The organism is Desulfofundulus sp. TPOSR (assembly GCF_011393055.1).
Lineage (GTDB): Bacteria > Bacillota > Desulfotomaculia > Desulfotomaculales > Desulfovirgulaceae > Desulfofundulus > Desulfofundulus kuznetsovii.
Genome location: NZ_JAAOEF010000004.1, coordinates 231,922 through 254,938, shown reverse-complemented (window position 1 = coordinate 254,938; position 23,017 = coordinate 231,922). Strand labels below are relative to the sequence as shown.

Below are 23,017 nucleotides of genomic sequence, written 5' to 3'. Positions count from 1 at the left end.
TTATCAATTAGTGCTCCTTCTTTGGCTGTATTTTCAAAAATTTTTGCCAACCTAGTTGACAAGCGTTTCCCAGTGAAATAAAATGAAAACAAGTGGATCACCCAATTACCCACTTACCAGGAGGGCCTGTACAAATGTTCAAAAAAATCGAGTACCGCAGGTTATATGAAGACGTAATTACACAAATAGAAAACATAATCCTGGCAGGTCAACTGGCACCTGGTGATAAGTTGCCACCCGAACGTGAACTGGCAGAAGAAATAGGTGTTAGTCGGGGGACTCTGCGTGAAGCGTTTCGCATCCTTGAACGCCAGGGTATTATCGAAACCAGGCCCGGCGGGGGCCGTTATGTAAGAAAATTGCCGGAAAATAGGTTGGATAGGGAAAGAATTTTATCAAATTTAGAAACAGCGGCAATGCTGGACCTTTTGGAGGCTCGCGAGGCGTTAGAAAGCAAGATTATCGAGCTTGCCTGTGAAAGGGCTACCAAAGCTGATCTTGAAGCAATAGAACGTGCATTGTCGATAATTGAAGAAGGCAAAGCGGAAAGATATGAAGTGCTTGATCATGATCAGGCGTTTCACCTTGCCATCGCCGAAGCAACACACAATATAGTTTTTGTGACTATCTGTGAACTTTATTTGGACTTGCTTTTTAAAATACGCGCAAAAACGACCGTAATGCCCGGGCGGGCTAAACAAATTTTAGAGGAGCACAGAGCTATCTTTGAAGCGATCAAATGTCGTGATGCAAATGGCGCAAAAAAGGCATTGATGGACCATCTCAGAAATATCAGAACTTCTATTAAAAAAGCTGAAGGTAAGGAATAATGAAAGTATTCAGTTAACTATTTGAAAAGAATTATTTTCGGCAAAAAGAGGCAAATGCCATCCCGGGAGGGCACAATTTTAGGAGGTGGGAGATGAGTTAAATCAATATTGCCCCAGTGCCAGAAGGAGGTTTGTTTTATGAAAATCTAAAAGGAGGTCTTCCCTGTGAAAAAAATAGGTGTTCTGGTTACGGTAATGTTATTTTTATTTTCTCTTCTGGGGCTAACCGGTTGCGGGTCCGGTGGCGAGAAGCAGGGAGGGAGCCAGCAAGGAGACGGCAAGACGGCGAACCATCTCACCTTTGCCACTGCCGGAACAGGCGGAACCTTTTATCCCCTGGGCGGCGGTATGGCCAAGATTATCAGCAAGTATGTCCCCAGCCTGCAGGTAACGGCAGAGGCCACCGGCGGCTCGGTAGAGAATGCGCGCTTGCTGGACAGAGGTGAAGCCGATCTGGCTTTCATGGCCGGCGATGTTGCTTATGAGGCCTATCACGGGCTGGGCGATTTTCAAAATGAGAAGAAAAAGTTCGTTGCACTGTTTAAAACATATTCAGAGCCGCTTCATATAGTAACCCTGCAGGACAAAAAAATCAATTCTATTATGGATCTGAAAGGTAAAAAAGTTGCCGTTGGATCTCCCGGCAGTGGAACTGAGGTTAAAGCCAGGGCTTTACTGAATGCTTTGGGAATCACCTACAATGATATTGACGAGCAGTACCTCTCGTTTGCAGAAGCTTCAGATGCTTTAAAAGATAACAACATTGACGCCGCTATAATGGCTGTTGGCGCTCCTGCTTCGGCAGTCATGGATCTCTCGGCAGTGCGTGAAGTTAAGCTAATCTCTCTGACTCCAGAGGAAATAAGCAAGGTTAAGGAAAAACACCCCTATTTCTTTGAAAGTAAAATTGAAAAGGGCGTTTATGAAAAGATCCCCGTGGAAGTAGAAACCGTGGCGGTTCCCATTGTGGTTGCGGCCAGGGCTGATCTCCCCGAACAAACTGCCTATGAGGTAGTGAAAGCCATCTTTGAACACCTGCCTGAGCTACAGACTGTGCACAGGGTAGCAAAAGAAATTACCTTGGAAACTGCGGTACCGGCCGTAGTTCCCCTTCACCCTGGTGCAGAAAAGTATTTTAAAGAGAAAGGCTTGACGTGGAAGTAGCCATTGCCGGCAGGGTACCCGGCCGCGCCGGTGCGGGCACCCTGCCCCCCAAAAATTGCTCCATTGCAAGAAAGTGAGGTGTTTTAATGTCCACTGCCAAGGCACCAGGTACGAGCCGTCCGGGTACATTAATAATCACCATCGTAGCCGTCAGCCTTTCTTTGTTTCAATTGTATACGGCAGGGTTTGGCGTTTTAACCCCGGTTCTCCAACGGGTAACTCACCTTACCTTTGTGCTGGTACTGGTCTTTCTTTTGTTCAGCACAACGAAAAAGGCACGGTTTTGGTGGCTAGACGCCATTTTTCTCACTGGTGCGGTGGCCACGGGGGTCTACATGTGGTTAACTTACCAGACCCTGGTCTTTCGGGCCGGAGACCCCACCACCCTTGATATGATCATGGGTGCGGCAACGATCGTGCTCGTCCTGGAAGTAACCAGACGCACTACCGGGTGGCCGCTGGTTATAATTGCCGTACTGGCCCTGGTTTACGCCCGGTATGGCCCATATTTTCCCGGCATATTGAGCCACAAGGCCTACTCCTTTGAACGGATTATTTCCCAGCTTTACCTGAGCATGGAAGGTATTTGGGGCGTTACCCTCGGGGTGGCCGCGACGATGGTGGCCCTGTTTGTCCTCTTTGGGGCATTTCTGGAGGCCACCGGCGGTGGCAAAATGTTCATAGACCTGGCTTTTGCCATTGCCGGCAGAAGTACCGGCGGTCCGGCCAAGGTGGCGGTAGTTTCCAGCGGGTTGATGGGAACCATTTCCGGGAGCCCGGTGGCCAACGTGGTCACCACTGGTACATTTACCATTCCCCTGATGAAACGCCTGGGATATGATCCGCACGTGGCTGGCGCAATTGAGGCCGTGGCCTCTTCGGGGGGGGCCATTATGCCTCCCATTATGGGTGCGGGGGCTTTTGTCATGTCCGAAATGACCGGTATACCCTACAGCAAGATATGTATTGCCGCTGCCATTCCAGCTGTTCTCTATTACCTTTCCCTTTTCCTTGCGGTGCATTTTGAAGCAAAACGCAAGGGTATGAAAGGGCTTCCGGCATCGGAACTACCCCACCTGGGGCAAACCTTAAAAAAGAGCTTGTTTCTCCTTATTCCTATTTTTGTTTTACTTTATTTACTGGTCGTGGTTCAGGTTTCGCCGATGAAGGCTGCCTTCTGGGGCATTTTAACCCTGCTCCTCACCAGCAGTACCATTGGTCCCCACAGGTTTGATGCCAAAAGTAACTTAAATGTTATTTTAAAAGCGCTTGAGAAAGGAGCCCGGGATGTTTTAACCGTTAGCACTGCCTGTGCAACGGCAGGCATTATTATCGGCGTTATCGCCCAGACCGGAATTGGCCTGACTTTCTCCAGCATCGTTGTGGAGGCGGCCGGTGGACGGCTGATACTCGCCCTGGCCCTGACCATGGTGGCCAGTATCATCTTGGGTATGGGCCTCCCGCCGACGGCGGCCTACATCGTGCTGGCCGCCATGGGAGCACCTGCTCTGATCGAACTCAATGTACCCGTCTTAATAGCCCACCTGTTTATTTTCTACTTCAGCGTCTTTGCTCCTATCACTCCTCCAGTGGCTTTAGCAGCGTATGCCGGTGCCGGCATAGCGGAAAGCGATCCCATGCGTACCGGTGTTACCGCTTTCCGGTTGGGCCTGGTTGCCTTTTTGATTCCATACATGTTTACCTATGGGCCGGCCCTGGTGGCTCTGGGTTCAGTTGGAGAGATAACCCAGGCCCTGATTACGGCAAGCATTGGTGTGTTTTGCCTGGCTTCGGCGGTTATCGGCTGGATGCTCAAGGATCTTTTCTGGTTTGAGCGGTTATTCTTTTTAGGTGCGGCCCTGGCACTAATTGATCCGGGTTTGCAAACCGACTTGCTTGGTCTTGCCCTGCTCGGTGTAGCCTTTCTTTCCCTATACCTTCGCCAGCGGAAAACGCCTAAAGCTTCAGAAACAAGGGAAGTGACTGAATGAAGAAGACTACTCGCCTGCGCCAGTTGATAAATGCACCGGAAATATTGATCATGCCCGGCGTTTACGATTGCTTGAGTGCACGGATTGCCGAAATGGTTGGTTTTGAGGCCGTCCAGGTTACCGGTTTTGGCCTTTCGGCCGCCTGCCTGGGGGCGCCTGATTACGGTTTGCTCACCATGTCGGAAATGCTTGACCAAACCCGCAGGATCGTCAAGGCCGTGGATATACCGGTAATGGCCGACGGGGATACGGGTTTTGGCAATCCCCTGAATGTCTACCGGATGGTGCGCGAGCTGGAGGAGATGGGCGCCGCAGGTGTAAACATTGAGGACCAGGTGTTCCCCAAGCGATGCGGGCATATGACCGGCAAACAGGTGGTGCCCCTGGAGGAGGCGGTGGCCAGGATCAGGGCGGCGGTGCATGCCCGTAAAGATCCGGACTTTATTATTAACGCCCGGACCGATGCCATTGCCGTCCTTGGGGTGGAGGAAGCAGTAAGGCGGGGCAATGCCTATGCTGAAGCCGGTGCCGATTTGATTTTTGTGGAAGCACCCCGCACTGTGGAAGAGATTGAGTATGTGGTGAAGAACATCAAAGCGCCCGTAAGTATTAACATGCTGGAAGACGGACGCACTCCCCTGATCAGTGCCAGGGAACTGGAGGCAATGGGTGTGGCGCGGGTCAGTGCACCCCTTACACCCCTCTTTGCCGCGGCCAGCGCCATGGAGAAGGCGCTGCGCATTTTAAAGGAAAAAGGGACCACCCGGTTTGACCGGGATTTGTTCACCACGTTTCCCCATTTTTCGGAGATAACACGGCTGGAACGGTACCGCGACCTGGAGTCGGAATTGCTTACCGATCTGGAAATTAAATTAAGGTACGGCAGCAGTGAAGAACTGCAAAAGGCAAAAGAAGAAAACCGTTAAAGGGGAGGGTGTTATGTCTGCTGAAAAAGAATGGTACACGGGGATTACCGACGTTGCCCCGAACCGCATTGTGATCCGGGGTTACCGGCTTGAGGATTTGGTCAGGTCAGTAACCTTTACCGAAGCGGCGGTACTTTTGCTTAAAGGCGAACTACCCGGACCTAATGAAAGGGAACTGTTTGATGCCGTCCTGGTTTCTGCGGTAGATCACGGGGCGAGCCCGCCCTCTACCCTGGCCGCCCGCACGGTGGCTTCAACCGGAGGAGCGCTAAATGCCTCCCTGGCGGCCGGACTTCTCTCCATTAACTCCTACCACGGCGGCGCCGTGGAGAACTGCATGCGTTTTCTCCAGGAAGCAGTTTCATCCGAAGAACATGGCGGTACGGGAGAAGCGGCGGATAAAATCGTACAAAAATACCTGGAGGCCAAAAAGCGTATCCCCGGCTATGGCCACCGCATGCACAAGGCCGACCCGCGGGTGAAAATCTTAAAAGAAAAGGCCGAAAAACTGGGCTTTGCCGGTCCCTTTGTCCGCATGGCCCTGGCGGTGGAAACCGCGCTAAGCCGCCGGGGTAAGGAATTGCCCTTAAATGTGGACGGCATGATGGCGGCCCTGTTATGTGAGATGGGGTATCCCCCCGAGTTGGCCAACGCCATTTTTATGTTCGCGCGCTTGCCCGGCTTGATTGCCCACAGTGTGGAGGAGCGCGTCCGGCAGCGTCCCATGCGGCGCATAGATCCCACCGGTTTCCATTATGATGGGCCTGCAGTCAGGGATCTACCGTAAGCATTTTAACAAGCATTCAGTTAATTATTTGGTCCACCCAATTATCCAATTGCAAGGAGGTTGTTCCATGGCCAGACTTTTCGAATACCAGGGGAAAGAACTGTTAAAAGAATGCGGCATTCCCGTGCCGCGGGGCCGGCTGGCTGGAACGCCGGCAGAAGCCAGAGAGGTTGCGGCCGAACTCGGTAAGCCCGTAGCCATCAAGGCACAGGCCTGGGTAACCGGTAGGGCGGAGGCCGGAGGAATTAAATTTGCCGATTCGCCCGGGGAAGCTGCGATGCACGCTGAGGCCATACTGGGGCTTCAGTTAAAAGGATTTCGCGTGGAAAAGGTTCTGGTGGAAGAAAAGCTGGACGTAGCAGAACAATTTTATGCTGGTGTAATTGTAAGCGACCAGTACCGCTCCCCGGTGATGATGTTCAGCACCATGGGGGGTACCGGGATCGAGGAAATTGCCCGGGCGCACCCGGATAAGGTCTGGCGGTTGCCGGTGGATATTTTCACGGGCCTGAGGGAGCACGAAGCGCGCAACCTGGTCCGCAGAGCGGGGATCAGGGGCAAGTTGCAGGCCAAGCTGGTCCAGGTGCTGGTCAAGCTTTACCGGTTGGCCCGGAAAGTGGAGGCCAGGTCCCTGGAGATTAATCCCCTGGTCCTGGATCGCTCCGGGGAAATATACGCCGCTGACTGCCGGGTGACGGTGGATGATAATGCCGTCTTCCGCCATCCGGAACTGGGCATCGAGATCGCCCGGGAGTTTGACCGGCCGGCGACCCCGCTGGAAAAGATAGCCTACAAGGTTGAAGAAAAGGATTACCGGGGGACTTTTTACTTCCTGCAACTGGAAACCCAGTATGAAGATGAGGGTTATATCGGTTTCCACGGCGGCGGTGGCGGTGGTTCCATGATGGCCATGGATGCACTGATGCGGGCGGGGTTCAAGCTGGCCAATTTCTGTGACACCAGCGGCAACCCGCCGGCTTCCAAAGTGTACCGGGCGGCTAAAATTATTTTGTCCCAGCCGAAACTGGAAGGGTATTTCCATTCCGGGTCCGGTGTGGCCAGCCAGGAGCAATACCACACGGCCAGGGGAATGGTGAAGGCCTTCCGGGAAGTTAACTTGAGTATACCGGCGGTAATCAGGATCGGAGGTAACTCGGAAGAAGAAGCCATCCGCGTTCTGACGGAGTACACCCGGGACCTGCCCGGAAAAGTTGAAGCTTACGGGCGGGATGTGCCGGTGGAGTATTGTGTAAAAAGGCTTAAAGAACTGATTGCGGAAAATAAGACCAGAAAGGCGGTGTCCTGATGCAGGACTACATCTTTGCAACCATCACCGGCCAGGTGGTTTTCGATTACGAGCGCTGCCGGCAATGCGAAGGGAAACCGTGTGTGGCTTCCTGCCCGGCCGGGGTTTTAAAGCTGGAAGGAGATGTACCGGTACTGGCTATGGACGCCGAGCAGGTTAGAAAAGGCAAGTGCACCGAATGCCTGGCCTGTGAACTGGAGTGCCATTTTCAAGGGGCGGGCGGCCTGAAAATAGAGCTCCCGATTCCCGGACTTGACGCCTTAATGGGGGTGAAATAATGTCCATTTTAATTGATGAGCGTTCCAGGGTTGTGGTTCAGGGAATTACCGGCCGGGAGGGCATGGTCCGGACAAAGCTGATGGTAGAATACGGGACCAATGTAGTGGCTGGCGTTACCCCCGGAAAAAAAGGGGAAGAGGTTTTCGGGGTGCCGGTGTTCGATACTGTCGAAGAAGCATGGGAGGAAGCAGGCCCTCTGGATGTGAGCGTGATCTTTGTACCGGCCCCCTTTGTTAAAAATGCGGCCATTGAGGCAATTGATGCCGGGGTGAAGTTGCTGGTCATTATTCCGGACAGGGTACCCTTGTATGATGTTTTGGAAATAGACGCGCTGGCCCGCAGGAAAAACGTGCGTTTTGTCGGCCCCAATACGCTGGGCCTGATCAGTCCGGGGAAAGCCGTGGTAGGCATGATCGGGGGTAAGGCCGACACGGCCAAAGAGTGGTTTCACCCCGGACCCGTGGGGGTTATTTCCCGCAGCGGGGGGATTACTTCAGCCATTTCCTACTACCTTACCAGAGCCGGGGTGGGCCTGAGTACGGTGGTTCACGTGGGGGGGGATCCCATCATTGGACTGCCTTTCCCGGAACTACTCAAGGAGTTTGAAAGGGACCCGGAAACCAAGGTGGTGGTAATGTTTGGGGAGATTGGAACCTCCCAGGAGGAAATGGCCGCCGAACTGATCAAGGCCGGCGAGTTTACCAAACCGCTCGTGGCTTTCATTGGCGGCGCGGCGGCCAAAAGCGGCACCCGCTTTTCCCATGCCGGTGCCATCATCGAAGGAGGAAAGGGAACTCACCGGGGCAAGGTGGAAAGCCTGCGTTCAGCGGGCGCTATAGTAGTGGACACATTTAATGAACTTTTTACCGTTACGCCGGAGATCGTGGGGAGAGTTTGAGGAGGTTGCCCATGATTACCGAACAGGTTGCACGGTTTGTGAGCAATACGGGCTATCAAGACCTGCCGGATCAGGTTGTGGACAAGGTCAAGATGTGCATCCTGGACTGGCTTGGCTGCCTGCTGGCGGCAGTGGATGAACCGGTGGCCGTAATCACACGTAAGCTGGTCCAGGGATGGGGTGGCAATGAGCAGGCACGGGTGGCCGGTTTACCCGTCAAGGTTCCGGTACCAAACGCCGCCCTGGTCCACGGCGTGATGGCACACACCATCGAATTTGATGACATCTATAAAGACGCCCTTTATCATCCCGGTGCACCGGTGATCTCGGCGGCCTTTGCCGTGGCCGACTACCTGGGGGCTCCCGGCACTGAACTGGTGCGGGCGGTGGCCCTGGGATACGAAGTTTCCAACCGCCTGGGGGCTGCCGTGAACCCCTCCCATTACCGTTTCTGGCATACGACCGGTACGGTGGGTACCTTTGGGGCGGCGGTAGCGGCGGCGGTTCTGTTGAATCTTAGCTCTACGCAGGTTGAAGAATGCCTGGGACTGGCGGGCACCCAGGCAGCCGGTTTGTGGCAGGCCGGTGGGACGATGGGGAAGCCCTTCCACGCCGGCAAGGCAGCCATGAACGGTGTGCTGGCGGCCCTTCTGGTGAAAGAAGGTTTTCGCGGGCCGCACCAGATCATTGAGGGTGAGAAGGGCTTTGCGGCGGCCATGGCGGATACCTTTAACCCTTCCTTAATCTTCGCAGAACTGGGGAAAAATTACACCATCATGGATGTCACCCACAAGTATTACCCTTCCTGCGGCCACACCCATGCCGCCATAGACGCGGCACTGGGCATCGTGGATACTTACAGGGTGAGGCCGGAAGAAATAAGGCAAATTAAAGTGGATACTTACCGTGCCGCCCTGGAGGTGGCCGGCAATCCCTCGCCGGTCACTCCTTACGAGGCCAAATTCAGCGTCCCCTACTGCGTTGCTGCTGCCGTCATGTACGGTGGTCTAACCCTGGCCGATTTTACGGAAAGCAAACTGGCACACCCGGAAATACGACGGCTCATGAGGAATACTTTCCTGTCTGTTGATGAAGAAATTCAGGCCGCTTTTCCCGGCAAACGGGGCGCGCGGGTGGTGATTGATACGGCCCGGGGTACCTTTAGTCACGCAGTTTCCTGCCGCCGGGGAGATCCGGAAAACCCGCTCACCTGGTCGGAAATCAAAAACAAGTTTAAGGCATTGGCTGGCCCATATCTAAAACCAGAAAACACGGCAACTGTTATCGGCCTGGTTTTAGAAATTGACCGTTTTCCTGACGTATCACGGGTAGCAGAGCAAATTTTTGGCCTGGAAAGGTGAAGTAACATGTCCAAGGTAAATGTTTATATCATGGGTAAGCGTTATGAAGTCCCGGAAGGGTATACGATCATGAGGGCATTTGAATATGCCGGCTACCGGTTGATTCGCGGTTGCGGCTGCCGGGCGGGGGCCTGCGGCGCCTGTGCCGTCGTGTACAGGATTGCAGGCGATTACCGGCTAAAATCGGGACTGGCCTGCCAGACTCCCGTGGAAGAAGGCATGAGCCTTACCCAGGTTCCCTTTTTCCCCGCCCAAAAGGCCGTTTATGACCTCAACCGTCCGGCCGACCCCGTGGCGGAATTCTACCGGTTGTATCCCGAGTTGGCCCGGTGTCTCGGCTGCAACGTCTGCACTAAAATATGCCCCCAGGGACTTGACGTGATGTACTATATTGCCGCTGCGCAAAGAAAGGATTTGGCTTTAACTACAGAACTATCTTTTGATTGCCTCATGTGCGGCCTTTGTGCCGCCCGCTGCCCGGCCGAAATTTCCCAGTTCAACGTGGCCATGTATGCACGGCGGGTGTATGGAAAAGAGCTGGCCCAAAAATACAGTTATGCCCGGAAGCGTGCCGATGAAATCCGCCAGGGCATTTATAACGATGAAGTACGCAGGCTCAGGAACATGGACCGGCAGTCGCTGAAGGAACTGTATGACCGGCGTGATATCGTGACGGCCAAGTACTAGCGGGAGGAAGGGGAAAGAAATATGTTCATAAAAGGCTATCCCGATGAGTTAAGGCAATCCATTGACCGGGTGAAAGCGTCCAGGCAGGCGCGTTTGGATACGGAGTTTCCCCGCCTGACACCGGAGGAAAAAACCGCTCTGCTGGCCGCGTTTCATCCCGATTATCGTGTGGAAAGCAAAAGGGAACTGAGGGTCGGCCCCAACCGGGGGGAACGGGTGCCGCAGGAACTGGCCGACCTGCTGGAGGGGAAAAGCTGGATCGATCCCGACCGGTTCCGTCTTGATGTGGCTGATTACGAAACAGACGTGCTGGTTATCGGGGGCGGCGGTGCCGGCTGTACAGCCTCTCTGCTAGCCTGCGAGCACGGCGCCCGGGTGTTGCTGGCCACCAAGCTCCGTTTGGGTGATTCCAACACCATCATGGCCGAGGGGGGGATAGCTGCAGCCACGGAACCTGATGACTCACCAATGCTCCACTACCTGGATACGGTGGGGGGAGGGCGCTATGAAAACGTGCCCGAACTGGTGGAGGCCCTGGTGCTGGACGCCCCGCTGGTGGTGGAGTGGCTGGAGAACCTCGGCGTTGTCTTTGACCGCCGGCCCGACGGGTCCATCCTTACCCACGCTCCCGGCGGCCACTGCCGCCGCCGGTCACACTCCTGCAAAGATTTAACCGGGCTGGAGATCATGCGGGTACTGCGGGACGAAGTACGTAACAAAGATATTGAAGTCATGGAATTTTGTGCAGTGGTGGAACTGCTTCTGGATGAAAACGGGAACTGCTCCGGTGCGGTACTCTATAATTTTGACAACCAGGAGTACCTGGTAGTGCGGGCAGGGGCAGTCATTCTTGCCACCGGCGGCATGGGGAGGCTGCATATCAATAAATTCCCCACCTCAAACCATTACGGGGCCACGGCCGATGGCCTGGTTGTGGCCTACCGGGCGGGTGCGCCGCTCCTTTATGTGGATGCAGTTCAGTATCACCCTACCGGCGTGGCCTGGCCGGATCAAATGCTGGGTTATTTGATTACCGAGGCCCTGCGGGCCCACGGCGCCCAGCTGGTCAATGCCAGGGGTGAACGTTTCATTAACGAGCTGGAAACCAGGGATGCCGTTGCTTCGGCTATCATCCGCGAATGCCGGGAAGGGCGCGGGGTGCGCACGCCTACCGGGACCGAAGGAGTCTGGCTGGATACCCCTTTAATCGATATTATTGGCGGCCAGGGAAAGATGGTGCACCAGTTTACCGGGATATGCAAGCGTTTTGAAAGGTACGGCATTGACGTGGCCGTCGACCCCATCCTGGTCTACCCCACGCAGCATTACCAGAACGGCGGTGTGAAACACGATCCCCAGGGTAAGACCAGCATCCCCGGCCTTTTCGTTGCCGGTGAAGTGGGGGGCGGGGTGCACGGTCGCAACCGCCTGGGGGCCAATTCTTTAGTCGATATCTTTGTTTTTGGCCGGCGTGCCGGTGCGGCGGCAGCCATATACGCCCAAAGCAGCCGGACCGGTAAGTTAACCCTGGACCATGTGCGCAGCTTTCACCGGGAATTGCTGGAGGCCGGTATTACCGAGCCGGTTACTTCCCCGTTGCTGATTCCGGATTACCTGAGTGCCGAGCATAAAGCCCGGCTGTATGCTTAGGGGGTAGGACAAATGAAGATCAGGACGCCTGTTTCTGCGGAGATTGTGCGCCAGCTTAAAGTCGGTGATCAGGTTGAAATATCCGGCTCCATTTATACCGGGCGGGATGCCGTGCTACCCAAATTATGCCGGGCCATTGAAAACGGTGAACTCCCCAAATTGAGGCTGCAGCTGGAAGGGGCCGTCATTTTCCATACTGCCGTAAGTCCAGCCGGCATTGGGCCCACTACCAGCAACAAGGTGGAAATCGAAGGGAGCATTCCGGTTCTGTCGCGGGCCGGTGTCAGGATTCACCTGGGCAAGGGGGCTTTAAGCAGACAGACGGTGATGGCACTGCAGGAAACCGGGGCCGTTTTTTTGGTCACCCCGCCGGTCACTGCCCTGTTTATGAACAATATACGTTCGTCCAGGGTGGCGGCATTTCCCGAAGATGGTATGGAAGCCATGCACGAACTGGTGGTTGAGGATCTCCCGGCCATCGTGGCCATAGCCCACGGGGAGTCCATATTTTAAAGGAGGGCGGTTATGCTTACCAGCGAAGAGATTAGCATTGCTGCCAGGGATGCTCTCATCCAGGCCAGCACCACCTTCAGGCCCGACCAGGTGGAGGCCTACCAACAGGCACTGGAACGTGAGACCAGCCCGCGGGGGAGGTGGGTCCTTGAGCAAATTTTAAAAAACGCCAAAGTGGCCCGGGAGAAAAAGTACCCCCTTTGTGACGACACCGGCATCCCGCACGTTGTTTTAGAGATCGGTGACCAGGTGCGCATTAGTGGAAAAGTGTTCCAGGCTGTTGCCGAAGGGATCAGGGAGGGTTTGAGGGCATTGCCGGGGCGTCCAATGGCCGTGCGGGGGGAGGGTATGGAGCGCCTGGGACAAATCCTGGGGATGTATGACGACCCGGGTATGCTGGAGGCGGCCCCCGTGACCGTATATTCCATTTCCGGGAATATCCTGAAAATTACGGTACTGATGCTTGGTGGAGGCCCGGAGATACGGGGCAAGACCATGCGTGTCTTCCATCGCCACCGTGGGGAAAACGTGATTGAGGAAGTGGGCCGGTGGGCGGCGGAAGCAGCCGCCGCTTTAGGGTGCACCCCATGCGTGCCCATTATCGGCATTGGGCGAACCCAGTATGAGGCCGCGGCCTTGCAGCTGGCAGCCGCTCTGGAGGGCGACTTTACCCGGCAAAGTCCCTGGGAAGCAAAGATAACGGAAATGGTGAACAATACGGGCGTGGGGCCGCTGGGTCTAGGTCGGTCGGTGACGGCGCTGGGGTCCTTCGTCAAAATTGGTCCGGCACGGGCCAGCGGCGTCCGGATCGTCAGCCTGCGCCTGGGCTGTTGTTTTGATCCGCGGCGGGCGACTGTTGTCCTTAAAGATGAGGGTGAAGGTAATGGAGAAGCTCCGGTGTGATGTTCTGGTTGTGGGCGGCGGCCTGGCCGGGTTGATGGCAGCAATTGGGGCTCGGAAATATGTAGAAAAAGTGGTTCTGGCAAGCAGTGCACCGGTAGGCCGCGGAGGGAACACCATAGTCTCGGGAGCAGGGTTTTCGGCTTATCTTGGCGCGGAAATGCCCGGGGACAGCGAACAGCAATTTTTCCAGGATACCTTTTGCGGGGGGGCACAAATTGGGGACCCGGCTCTGATCCAGAATCTGGTGGAGAAGGCCGGCCCGGTGTTGCTCCAGCTGGAAGCCGCCCACGGCGTAAAACTGAAGCGCCGGGAGGGGAGAGTCGTGCGGCGGCGGCCTCCCGGCCATACCTTTGCCCGTATGGTAACAACAGTTTACTCGGACTATCCATACAAGGTGAGAGGGCTTTCCATCACCCAACCGTTAGCACGGGCTCTCCGAACAAGCCGGATCATTTGCCTGGACCATTACCTGGCCATAGAGCTGGCAGTATATGACGGTCAAGCTTGCGGGGCCTATGTGCTGGATAGCCGGGGCTCAGGTTCTTTGATTGGCGTAAACGCAAAGGCAGTTGTTTTGGCTGCCGGGGGCGGGGGAAGGTTATTTTCCCATAGCAATAATACTAATGACATAACCGGAGACGCTTATGCAATGGCCCTGAGGGCGGGAGCGGAACTCCGGGATATGGAGTTCGTCCAGTTTTATCCGACCATGGGAGTTAAACCGGTGAAGGTAACCATTTCCAATTCCCTGTTCGGACATGGAGCCGTTTTGCGCAACTGCTCCGGCGAGAGATTTATGGACCGGTATGATCCCCGGGGAGATATGGCTACCAGAGATGCCATGGCCAGGGCTATTTTCTGGGAAGTCGCCAGGGGGAACGGTGTCGACGGGGGCGTTTACCTGGACTGCACCGGCATTGGTGAGGACGTACTCCTCGGTGTATACGGTGAGTTAACCAATTTTTTGCGCAAACATGGTTGCGACCCCACTCGTGACTGGCTCATTGTCTACCCGTCCACTCATTTTTTCTGTGGCGGAGTAAAAATCGATGCGCAGGGTTATACCGGTGTTCCCGGCCTGTTTGCTGCCGGGGAAGCGACGGGCGGAGTGCACGGTGCCAACCGCCTGGCCGGCAATGCCTTAAGCGAAGCCCTGGTTTCTGGTTGTTGTGCCGGTGAGGCCGCCGGGAAATTCGCCGCCGGGATGGGAAGTTCTTTACCGCCGCTGCCGGCGCCCCCTGTCCTAACCTTCAAAGAGAAGGGAAGTGTCTCACCGGAGGAGTTGGGCGACACCTTACGGCAGACTTTATGGCAGGACGCCTCCCTGGTACGGGATCAGCAATCTCTAGAAAGGGCGCGGAATACGATCATGGCCTGCGAAAGGTCCCTGAAAACCTGCCGAATTGCGAATGAGCACGAGACGAAAAGATATTTTCAGGTCAGAAACATGTGCCTGGTTGCCCGGGCAGTGGTGGAGGCCGCCCTGCGCCGAAAGGAGAGCCGTGGTACTCATTACCGCCGTGATTTCCCTCAGGAAAGCGAGGCTTACCGCGGCAGCTTCTTTATCCGTCTGTCAGGTCAAGACCTGGTTCTTGAATTCAGGAAACAGTGAAAAGGAACTGATAACGCCTCACTGACTAAAGCGAATTAAAGGAGCCCGATGCCAATGGTTATGGAACTATCAAACAAAATGAGCCGGGAGATTATTGAACGCATTAAGGAAATCAGCGGGCAGGACCCGTATTTATGCATGCAGTGCGGCACCTGCAGTGCGGGATGTACGGGCAGGGAGGTCATGGAACTGTTGCCCCGGCAGGTCATGCGCTTGCTCCAGCTGGGTGACGCCCGAGCCCTGCACTGCCGCTCCATTTGGGTCTGCAGCACCTGTTTGCTCTGTACCGCCCGCTGCCCGCGGGGTATAGATCTGGCCCGGTTAATGGAAGCCCTGCGGGTAATCAACCTGCGTTCGGGCGGGGAAGTGCTGGTTGCAGAGAAAATACCGGTGGAATTGCTCACCCGGGTTCCCCAGATGGCCCTGACCAGTGGTTTTCGCAAGCTGAGCGCTTGAAAAGGGGGGCATAGGGATGAAAATACCATACTTTCCGGGATGTACGCTATACAATAAAGCAAGAGGTCTGGATAATTCTACCCGGGCCTCCCTGGCCGCTCTGGGGGTGGAGCTGGCCGAGCTGCCCCAGTGGACCTGCTGCGGAACGGTATTTCCCCTGGCCCGGGATAATTACATGGGCATGGTCGCAGCGGCGCGTATTCTGGCCGGTGTCGCCGGAGAAGGAGAAGACAGGCTGCTTACGGTCTGCTCCTTCTGCTATAACGTTCTAAAACGGGTAAATTATGAAATGCAGCATAATCTGGAGGCCAGGCAAAAGCTCAATAATTACCTGGAAGAAAATTATACCGGGGAAATACAGGTGGTCCATCCACTGGAAATTTGCAAAGAAGACGTGGGGTTTGACACCATTCGGGCCAGGGCGGGCCGCAAGCTGAAAGGGCTTAAAGTGGCCTGTTATTACGGCTGCATGCTTGTGCGGCCCGCTCTGGAGATGGGTTTTGACGATCCGGAGAACCCCACCGTCATGGAAGAGCTGGTCGCCGCCCTTGGTGCGGAAGTGGTGGAATACCCCCATAAAACCACCTGCTGTGGCTCCTACCAGGTGCTGCACGAAAATGTTCTGGTGAAGCAAAGGGTACGGGACATTCTCAACTCCGCCGCTGCCAAAGGGGCGGAAGCAATCATCACCAGTTGCCCCCTGTGCCAGTTCAACCTGGACTGGCTGCAGGGAAAAATCCTGGAACAAGACGCCGGCTTTCGCCAGATTCCCGTCCTGTATTTCACCCAGCTTCTGGGGGTGGCCCTGGAACTCCCCCGGGAAAGCCTGGGACTGGAGCAGCATTACGTAGATCCCCGGCCTTTATTGCTGGGGGCATAAAATTGCCTCGAGTTGAAAAGCACTTCAAACGGATGTGAGGTCCCGTGTCCAGACTGGATCAGGTGAAAGAAGACTGCCAGCGGGCCGCCGAAGCCATTGCCGCCGCCCTGGGGGTCGAGGTCGAAGTAATCGACCTCGACCTGGTGCGGGTGGCCGGCACGGGCAAGGTGCGCAACGACGTGGGCTCCCGCCTCCTGCGGGGGTTTGTGAATAAGCATGTGCTCAAGACCAGCCAGCCCATTTTTATCAAAGAAGCAGGCTATCACCCCATCTGCATGTCATGCCCCCTGACGGGGAGCTGTTTTTATAAAGCTTCCATCGTTTACCCCATCATTGCCGGACAGAATGTCATCGGCACCATCAGCCTGATTGCCTTTAGCGACGAACAAAAGGTCACCTTGTGCTCCCGCACCGAATCCCTGATGGAATTTATCGGGCGCATGGCCGACCTGATCGCAGCCAAAGTGCTGGAAACCGAGGCCATGGCCGAGAAAATGATCATGGCCAGCCAGGTGAACGCGGTCATGGATGCGGTGGATGAAGGGGTCGTTGCCATCAACAGCGACGGGGTGGTGACCCACTTCAACCTCTCCGCCGAACGGATGTTTAATGTACCCAAAAACGAAATTCTGCACCAGCGCCTGGAAGAACACTTAGCCGGCCTTCCCCTCCTGCAGGCCCTGCGCCAGCCTGGAGGCTTCACCTCCCGGGAGTGTTTTGTCCAGGCCAGGGGACGGCGGCTGCATCTTCTGGTTACGGCCCGCCCCATAATGGGCAGCGACGGCCGGCCCGTAGGAGTGGTGGCCTCGGCCCGGGACTTCAAGGAGACGCAAAAGCTGGCCTATGAAATTATGAGCGCCCAGAAGGTCTTTACCTTTGACGACATCATCGGGGAAAGCCGGGCCATAAGGGAATTGAAAGCCAAAGCAGCCAAGATTGCCGGCAGCCATTCCACCGTCCTGATCACCGGGGAAAGCGGCACGGGCAAGGAAATTTTTGCCCGGGCCATCCACGTGCGCCCGGCATGGGCGTTAACTTGGTGGTGAAAGTCCACTGCAGGCGAGGCAGCACAAGTCTGCTAGCCAAAGGCAAGGGTGTCCATCGCGAGGTGGAATCGGATCGGTGCGCCGGCGGCAAAACCACGGCCCGATGAACAAGAACCCCATAAGAGGCTAGACCGTTCGGATGAGCTGGCACTACACAGCGAAATCCCAGGCTGCCAAGGGACGGTAGAGTAGATGGGGCGGGCGCGGGGTGAAGGTTAACGCTCTTACCCGGGGAGGCCTGCCGGTAAGCCAGGTAGAGCTGGTAACCCGTGTCGAAAGGCACGGCTGAACCGGCAGGAGTCAGCAGAGGGCATAGTACCCTGGGGGTCATGAACTCCAGGGGAAGGCCCGAACATCAAGTCAGAGGTGGGACCGATGCGTTTGCGAGAAGGGCGAAGACAGCAGAAAACCCCGGAAGGGGCCTGCCCGCGGGAGGAAGTGGTGAAGCCACGGGGGACCGCGGGAGGGCCGAGTCCTTCTCCGGCACAAAGCGGGACGGCACCTCGCGGAGACCAGGATAGCAACCTGATGGAGCAGGTGGTGGCCAGGGAGAACATGCTGGCCGCCCTGAAGCGGGTAGAGCGGAACGGAGGCGCGCCCGGCGTAGATGGCATCCCGACCGAACGGCTTCGGGACCAAATTCGTGTAAGATAAGGCCGCGCATCCGGGAGGAACTGCTCACAGGTACCTATAGACCGATGCCCGTGCGCCGGGTCGAAATCCCGAAACCCGGGGGAGGCAAACGGCTATTAGGGATACCTACCGCAATGGACCGCCTAATCCAGCAGGCGCTCCTGCAAGTATTGACGCCCATTTTCGACCCGCAATTCTCAGAGGCCAGCTACGGGTTTCGGCCCGGAAGGAGAGCCCATGACGCGGTAAGGAAAGCGCGTCAATACGTGGAAGAAGGATACGAATGGGCCGTGGACCTGGACATAGAGAAATTCTTTGACCGGGTAAACCACGACATTCTCATGGCCCGGGTGGCCCGAAAAGTGACGGATAAGAGGGTACTTATACTTATCCGCCGCTATCTTACCGCAGGCGTCATGGTAAACGGTGTGGTCATGGAAACGGCGGAAGGGACGCCGCAGGGTGGACCTTTAAGCCCGCTCCTGGCTAACATTCTGCTGGACGACCTGGACAAAGAACTGGAGAAGAGGGGTCACAAGTTTGTCCGCTATGCTGACGACTGTAACATCTACGTCAAAAGCAAGCGGGCGGGAGAAAGGGTCATGGCCAGTATCCGTAAGTTCCTGCAGGAGCGGTTGAAGCTCAGAATTAACGAACAAAAGAGCGCGGTAGACCGGCCGTGGAAACTGAAATTCCTGGGGTTTAGCATGTACAAGGTCAAAGCAGGGCAAATCCTTATCCGCTTGGCACCGCAAACCATCAAACGGGTGAAGATGAAAATTCGGGAGATAACTTCCCGGAATAAGCCCGTAAGCATGGCTGAGCGCATAGAGCGGCTAAACGCCTACCTGGGCGGGTGGATGGGCTACTTTGCCCTGGCCGAAACGCCCAGCATCTTCAAGAACTTAGAAGGCTGGATGCGGAGGAGGCTGCGCATGTGCCTCTGGAAGCAGTGGAAGCGAGTGCGGACAAGGTACCGCGAGCTACGTGCACTGGGACTGCCTGAATGGGTAGTACATGAATTCGCCAACGCTCGCAAAGGGCCGTGGCGGATGGCCCACGGGCCAATGAATAGAGCCCTGGGCATCGCCTACTGGCAGTCCCAGGGCCTGATGAGCCTAACCGAACGCTATCAAAGTCTTCGTCAAGCTTGGTGAACCGCCGGATGCGGACCCGCATGTCCGATAGTCTAGATGGCCCGAATCACAAAATTTTGAGTCCTTGCTTGCGCAGATAGCCTTTGACGGCGTTACGGTTCGGGAAGTGCTCCTTGACGATCTCGAGGTGTTCAAGGATAAGGTAACGGCCGTGTCCGGTTACCCTGGCCATGAGATCTACGGGCAGATCGTAGAGATAGAGGACCAGTACGGACTGGAACACCTTGAGATAAGCATCTACGGCTTCCGGAGTGTGATGGGTCAGGCGGGCGATATCCCTGGTCAAGTGGCCCTGGACGGAGAGAGTGATAATAATATGCTTGTCATGCGTGATCGGTTTACCAGATATGTTACTTATTACCATCTAATACCTGGGAATTTACCGCCTTTACCCAGGGTGACAACAGGCGTTCTCTGTTGACATTGGGATCGACACCCTCAGCCATGAAGTAAATTATAAGCAGGAGAGGATCTTCGTTAACTCCGATAAACTTGAGTACGCGAGCCATTATAACCGGCGCAATGGAGTAAAACGATTCGGCCCAGCGCAAAGGAGTAAAGCGGGCACTTTTCTCCGGAGCCAGCAACCGCATGTGGTTAAGCAGCCGGTGGCTTACAACCAGGGTCAGCATGGCCACCAGAACCAGAGATTCTACCACGGCAGGCGCCCCACTGGAGATCACATCCAACTGGTAGAGACGCTTCAGTTCCTTGAAAACCAGTTCGATGCTCCAGCGCGCCCGGTAAAGGAGCGCTACATCCTCTGCTGAAAGCTGTTCCGGCGTGATGTTGGTGAGGTAGAAATGATACGTCTTGCTTTCCTTGTCGAGCACTCCTACCAGACGGAAGGTTTCTTTAACTTTAGACGTGCTACCCTTGGGATGATAAATCTCGAACGTATTGTCTTTTTCGGTCTTCTTGGCTTTGATGGAGACCTCCACCTCAATGTCGATAACCTCCCCTTTAAGCCGGGGGAGGACCTCCTTGAGCTTTTTGCCGGCAATGTCGACCGGGTTACCCCGGTAGGCGTGCAGCACCGAGACGATGGTCGGGTTGGCCGATTGCTTAAGCCTGCTTACGAAATATCCTTTATTTTTCCTGATCCTGCTGAACAGCTCGTACTTGAAGTAACCAAGGTCAAACAGGAGGATGTTGTCCTTCACCCAGGGTCCGATGCGCATGGTTTTTATATCGGCGGTCTTACCGGGATAGATGGCTATGCTCTTTTTGTTGCTGGTGAGCCCGATGACGGTATGTATTTTGAGTTCGGCCTTGCCCCTCGCCCCGGGAAACTGTGCGGCCAAGTTATCGTGTGTATTTGCTACTATAAAACTGATCCATTTTTAGCCCCTGTGATATTGTCAAACTGATCCACCCTGGAAGCCGTGGTAGACAAAATGATAATGTGAAACTGATCCACTTTGGCGAAATTGATATTCTAAAACTGATCCACTTCCTTCAATAATCCCCTATACTGGATGTACATTCATCCGGGTCTGGGGGGAGAAGGGAAGTGATTGAAATTAATCTTTACGAACAAATCAGGTACCTTTATGCCGTGGAAAAACTTTCTAAAAGAGAAATTGCAAGAAGACTGGGCGTATCCCGCAATACCGTCAAGCGTTACTGTGACGGTGAAAATGTACCCTGGGAAAGGAAACCCCGGCAGGGTAAATGCCCGGTTACCGACCCCATTAGAGAGACCGTTAAAGAGTGGCTGGAATCAGATAGGGAAGCACCTGCCAAACAACAACATACTGCCCAGCGCATTTACGAACGCCTGGTGAATGAACAAGGTTTTACCGGCTCTTACTCGACAATTAGAAAACTGGTTCGGGAATTACGACCGAAAAATCTGCAGGCGTATATACCTTTAGAATTCGACCCCGTCGAAGCGACCCAGGTGGACTGGGGGCAGGCAGTGGTCATTGTGAATGGTGAGAGGATACGTGTAAACATCCTCTGTTTCCGGCTCTGTTATAGCTGTGCACCCTATGTGGCCGTTTTTCCCAATCAGAGCAGCGATAATTTTCTGGCCGGCCATGTTTTAGCCTTCAACTTTTTCGGCGGTGTATCAAAGCGGCTGATATACGACAATCTTAAAACGGCAGTAAAGGACGGCTGGGGGAAATATGTACAGAGCCTTCAGAAGGACTTCCTGGCCCTGCGCAGCCACTATGCCTTTCAAGCGGACTTTTGCAATCCCGGAGCAGCCCATGAAAAGGGCCTGGTCGAAGGGCTGGTCGGCTACATTCGCCGGAACATCTTCGTTCCAGTGCCGAATGTTAACGCCATAGAAGAGTTGCAGCCCGAACTGGACAAAAGATGCCTGAAATACCAGGACAAGCACCTGCAATACCGGCCAACTACGGTTAAAGAAGCGCTCACCCTGGAACAACAGCACCTGACCCCACTGCCGGCCAGGGAATTCGACTACGCCCGGACCAGAACGGCAGAGGTGGATAGCCTGAGCCTGGTTAAGTTTGACCGGAACCGTTATTCGGTACCGGTGGCCCTGGCCGGTAAAACAGTAACGGTGAAGGGCTATCCCTTTCAAGTGAAGATCTATTACCGCTCCCGGGAAATAGCCTGTCACCCACGCTGTTACCAGCAAAACAAAACCAGGCTGGAATGGGAGCATTACCTGCCGTTGCTGGTGAAAAAGCCCCGTTCTTTGCAAAATGCCCTGCCCTTACGTCAGGCAGTCCTACCACCCGATTTAAACCAGCTGAAAGAACACCTTCTGACCCGGGCTCAAAGCTACGAACTGGCCCAGGTGCTGGGCCTGGTTATGGAACATGGCGTTGAAGCGGTGGAAGAAGCCATTGTTCAGGTCCTGGCAGCAAACCAGTACAGTTTCCAGGCTGTACACTACTATCTGACCAGCAGGAAAAAACCGGTGACCTGCCAGCTCGAACTGGAAACAGGCTTGCCCCAGGTAAAACCAGTGGACCTGCACATCTACGACCAGCTCCTGGGAGGTGCGACCCGGTGAGTACCCCCCAGAGCATAGCACTGTTGGCCAGGGAATTGAAACTTTCCACGTTTGCTGATTACCAGCAGGTATTGCGTTTGGCTGCCGAAAAAGGCCTCGGCTATGAAGAATTCCTGCACGAGATGTTGACCCGGGAAGTATCTGTCCGTAAGGAAAATCAGGTAAAGAAAAGAATCCGGGATGCCCGCTTCCCCTTGGTCAAAACCCTCGACGAATTCAAGTTTGATGCCCTACCCCACGTTAAGGAGGCCCTGGTCTGGCAGTTAGCCACCGGTGAATTTATCCAATGTCGCGAAAACATCGTGATGATCGGTAATCCCGATCCAACGACATAATGCCCCTCCTTGCTACATGCTTGGAAAATCTAACTTTATTTGATGCGGATCTTCTGGTAGCGGAGACCGCCTACCTGCTTTAATGGCTGAAACCGCAGATTTCACTTCTTCAGTGTCCAAATCTTCCTTCCTAATAATCCACGGCGCAGAGGGAACAATTTGCTTCCCTGGAATTATCCCTGCAGAAAGCAACCGCCGGACCGACATGGGGCTAATCCCCAGGTATTCGGCGGCCTGGGCCATGTTTAGCCAGCCGGTTCGGGCCTGTTCCTGCGGGGAATAGGCGGGAATATCCTGGTAGTTCCTTAGCGTCCGTACCCGGCCTTCGGTCCAGGTATTGTCCTTACCTGTTTTAAGCTTTAGCCGGTTAAGGATCCGCGCAATCTCTCTATCGGAAGCAACGTGAGCCAGGTCCCGCACCAGTTCAACGACTTCCCGGCTGGTGGAATGTTGATGCTGACCGGTGCGGTTTTTCTTGACTTTAAGGGTGGTGTGGTATCCCCCGGCCCAATGAATAACGACATCAATGAGGGCTTGTTCTTCATCCTGGCCACAAGGGCTACATTACCAACCTCCTGGCATTCGGCCAAGATTTGCTCTTTGAATTC

Annotated in this window: 22 protein-coding genes and 1 pseudogene; 20 read left to right on the top strand and 3 right to left on the bottom strand. The window is 55.0% G+C overall.

Annotated features, from left to right (window positions below; genetic code table 11):
- The first annotated feature begins 134 nt into the window (after positions 1 to 134).
- From G7K71_RS17035 to ltrA, 18 genes and pseudogenes are all read left to right on the top strand, one after another.
- The gene (locus G7K71_RS17035; RefSeq protein ID WP_166349011.1) at positions 135 to 830 is read left to right on the top strand and encodes a FadR/GntR family transcriptional regulator; all 696 of its coding nucleotides are present in this window, start codon (positions 135 to 137) and stop codon (positions 828 to 830) included.
- 195 nt (positions 831 to 1,025) lie between these two features.
- Positions 1,026 to 1,994: a TAXI family TRAP transporter solute-binding subunit gene (locus G7K71_RS17030; protein ID WP_243175132.1), complete on the top strand. Its 969-nt coding sequence runs from the start codon at positions 1,026 to 1,028 to the stop codon at positions 1,992 to 1,994.
- Between the two features lie 86 nt (positions 1,995 to 2,080).
- Positions 2,081 to 3,985 carry a TRAP transporter permease gene (locus G7K71_RS17025; protein ID WP_166349005.1) on the top strand — a complete coding sequence of 635 codons (1,905 nt, stop codon included), beginning with the start codon at positions 2,081 to 2,083 and terminating at the stop codon, positions 3,983 to 3,985.
- Positions 3,982 to 4,911: an oxaloacetate decarboxylase gene (locus G7K71_RS17020; RefSeq protein WP_166349002.1), complete on the top strand. Its 930-nt coding sequence runs from the start codon at positions 3,982 to 3,984 to the stop codon at positions 4,909 to 4,911. The genes G7K71_RS17025 and G7K71_RS17020 overlap by 4 nt, the downstream gene beginning before the upstream one ends.
- A gap of 13 nt (positions 4,912 to 4,924) precedes the next feature.
- Positions 4,925 to 5,698 carry a citryl-CoA lyase gene (locus G7K71_RS17015; RefSeq protein WP_166348999.1) on the top strand — a complete coding sequence of 258 codons (774 nt, stop codon included), beginning with the start codon at positions 4,925 to 4,927 and terminating at the stop codon, positions 5,696 to 5,698.
- Between the two features lie 67 nt (positions 5,699 to 5,765).
- Entirely contained in the window at positions 5,766 to 7,004 is a 1,239-nt protein-coding gene (locus G7K71_RS17010) for a succinate--CoA ligase subunit beta (protein ID WP_166348996.1), read from the top strand.
- Entirely contained in the window at positions 7,004 to 7,282 is a 279-nt protein-coding gene (locus G7K71_RS17005) for a ferredoxin family protein (RefSeq protein ID WP_013824114.1), read from the top strand. The genes G7K71_RS17010 and G7K71_RS17005 overlap by 1 nt, the downstream gene beginning before the upstream one ends.
- Positions 7,282 to 8,181: a CoA-binding protein gene (locus G7K71_RS17000; RefSeq protein ID WP_166348993.1), complete on the top strand. Its 900-nt coding sequence runs from the start codon at positions 7,282 to 7,284 to the stop codon at positions 8,179 to 8,181. The genes G7K71_RS17005 and G7K71_RS17000 overlap by 1 nt, the downstream gene beginning before the upstream one ends.
- Before the next feature lie 11 nt (positions 8,182 to 8,192).
- The gene (locus G7K71_RS16995) at positions 8,193 to 9,542 is read left to right on the top strand and encodes an MmgE/PrpD family protein (RefSeq protein ID WP_166348990.1); all 1,350 of its coding nucleotides are present in this window, start codon (positions 8,193 to 8,195) and stop codon (positions 9,540 to 9,542) included.
- A 6-nt stretch (positions 9,543 to 9,548) separates the two neighbouring features.
- Positions 9,549 to 10,229: a 2Fe-2S iron-sulfur cluster-binding protein gene (locus G7K71_RS16990; protein ID WP_166348987.1), complete on the top strand. Its 681-nt coding sequence runs from the start codon at positions 9,549 to 9,551 to the stop codon at positions 10,227 to 10,229.
- 21 nt (positions 10,230 to 10,250) lie between these two features.
- Positions 10,251 to 11,879: an FAD-binding protein gene (locus tag G7K71_RS16985; protein WP_166348984.1), complete on the top strand. Its 1,629-nt coding sequence runs from the start codon at positions 10,251 to 10,253 to the stop codon at positions 11,877 to 11,879.
- Between the two features lie 12 nt (positions 11,880 to 11,891).
- Complete coding sequence (locus G7K71_RS16980) at positions 11,892 to 12,392, top strand: fumarate hydratase C-terminal domain-containing protein (protein ID WP_013824110.1); 501 nt, start codon at positions 11,892 to 11,894, stop codon at positions 12,390 to 12,392.
- Positions 12,393 to 12,404: 12 nt separating this feature from the next.
- A complete protein-coding gene (locus G7K71_RS16975; protein WP_166348981.1) occupies positions 12,405 to 13,295 on the top strand; it encodes a fumarate hydratase in 891 nt (296 codons plus the stop codon).
- On the top strand, positions 13,276 to 14,907 hold the full coding sequence (locus tag G7K71_RS19975; RefSeq protein WP_166348978.1) for an L-aspartate oxidase: 1,632 nt from the start codon (positions 13,276 to 13,278) through the stop codon (positions 14,905 to 14,907). Before G7K71_RS16975 ends, G7K71_RS19975 begins: the two co-directional genes overlap by 20 nt.
- A 54-nt stretch (positions 14,908 to 14,961) precedes the next feature.
- Entirely contained in the window at positions 14,962 to 15,363 is a 402-nt protein-coding gene (locus G7K71_RS16965) for a 4Fe-4S dicluster domain-containing protein (RefSeq protein WP_166348975.1), read from the top strand.
- 16 nt (positions 15,364 to 15,379) lie between these two features.
- Positions 15,380 to 16,243 (top strand): CoB--CoM heterodisulfide reductase iron-sulfur subunit B family protein, encoded by an 864-nt coding sequence (locus G7K71_RS16960; RefSeq protein ID WP_166348972.1) that lies wholly within the window; start codon positions 15,380 to 15,382, stop codon positions 16,241 to 16,243.
- 44 nt (positions 16,244 to 16,287) lie between these two features.
- The gene (locus G7K71_RS16955) at positions 16,288 to 17,289 is read left to right on the top strand and encodes a PAS domain-containing protein (RefSeq protein ID WP_313885022.1); all 1,002 of its coding nucleotides are present in this window, start codon (positions 16,288 to 16,290) and stop codon (positions 17,287 to 17,289) included.
- Between the two features lie 528 nt (positions 17,290 to 17,817).
- A pseudogene (ltrA, locus tag G7K71_RS16950) lies at positions 17,818 to 19,079 on the top strand (group II intron reverse transcriptase/maturase).
- Between the two features lie 46 nt (positions 19,080 to 19,125).
- Here the strand turns inward: ltrA and G7K71_RS16945 are convergent.
- Together G7K71_RS16945 and G7K71_RS16940 are read right to left on the bottom strand one after the other, a co-directional pair.
- Positions 19,126 to 19,443: a DUF1670 domain-containing protein gene (locus G7K71_RS16945; protein ID WP_166348969.1), complete on the bottom strand. Its 318-nt coding sequence runs from the start codon at positions 19,441 to 19,443 to the stop codon at positions 19,126 to 19,128.
- Positions 19,430 to 20,407: an IS4 family transposase gene (locus G7K71_RS16940; protein WP_313885035.1), complete on the bottom strand. Its 978-nt coding sequence runs from the start codon at positions 20,405 to 20,407 to the stop codon at positions 19,430 to 19,432. The genes G7K71_RS16945 and G7K71_RS16940 overlap by 14 nt, the downstream gene beginning before the upstream one ends.
- 185 nt (positions 20,408 to 20,592) lie before the next feature.
- On the opposite strand from G7K71_RS16940, the gene istA reads away from it, so the two are divergent.
- Positions 20,593 to 22,074 (top strand): IS21 family transposase, encoded by a 1,482-nt coding sequence (gene istA, locus G7K71_RS16935; RefSeq protein ID WP_313885021.1) that lies wholly within the window; start codon positions 20,593 to 20,595, stop codon positions 22,072 to 22,074.
- Positions 22,071 to 22,409, top strand: a complete 339-nt coding sequence (locus tag G7K71_RS16930; RefSeq protein ID WP_166348963.1) for an ATP-binding protein — start codon at positions 22,071 to 22,073, stop codon at positions 22,407 to 22,409. Before istA ends, G7K71_RS16930 begins: the two co-directional genes overlap by 4 nt.
- 12 nt (positions 22,410 to 22,421) lie before the next feature.
- Here G7K71_RS16930 and G7K71_RS16925 read toward each other — a convergent pair whose 3' ends face one another.
- Positions 22,422 to 22,829, bottom strand: coding sequence for a helix-turn-helix domain-containing protein (locus G7K71_RS16925; protein ID WP_166348960.1), 408 nt, complete (start codon positions 22,827 to 22,829; stop codon positions 22,422 to 22,424).
- Between the last annotated feature and the right edge of the window lie 188 nt (positions 22,830 to 23,017).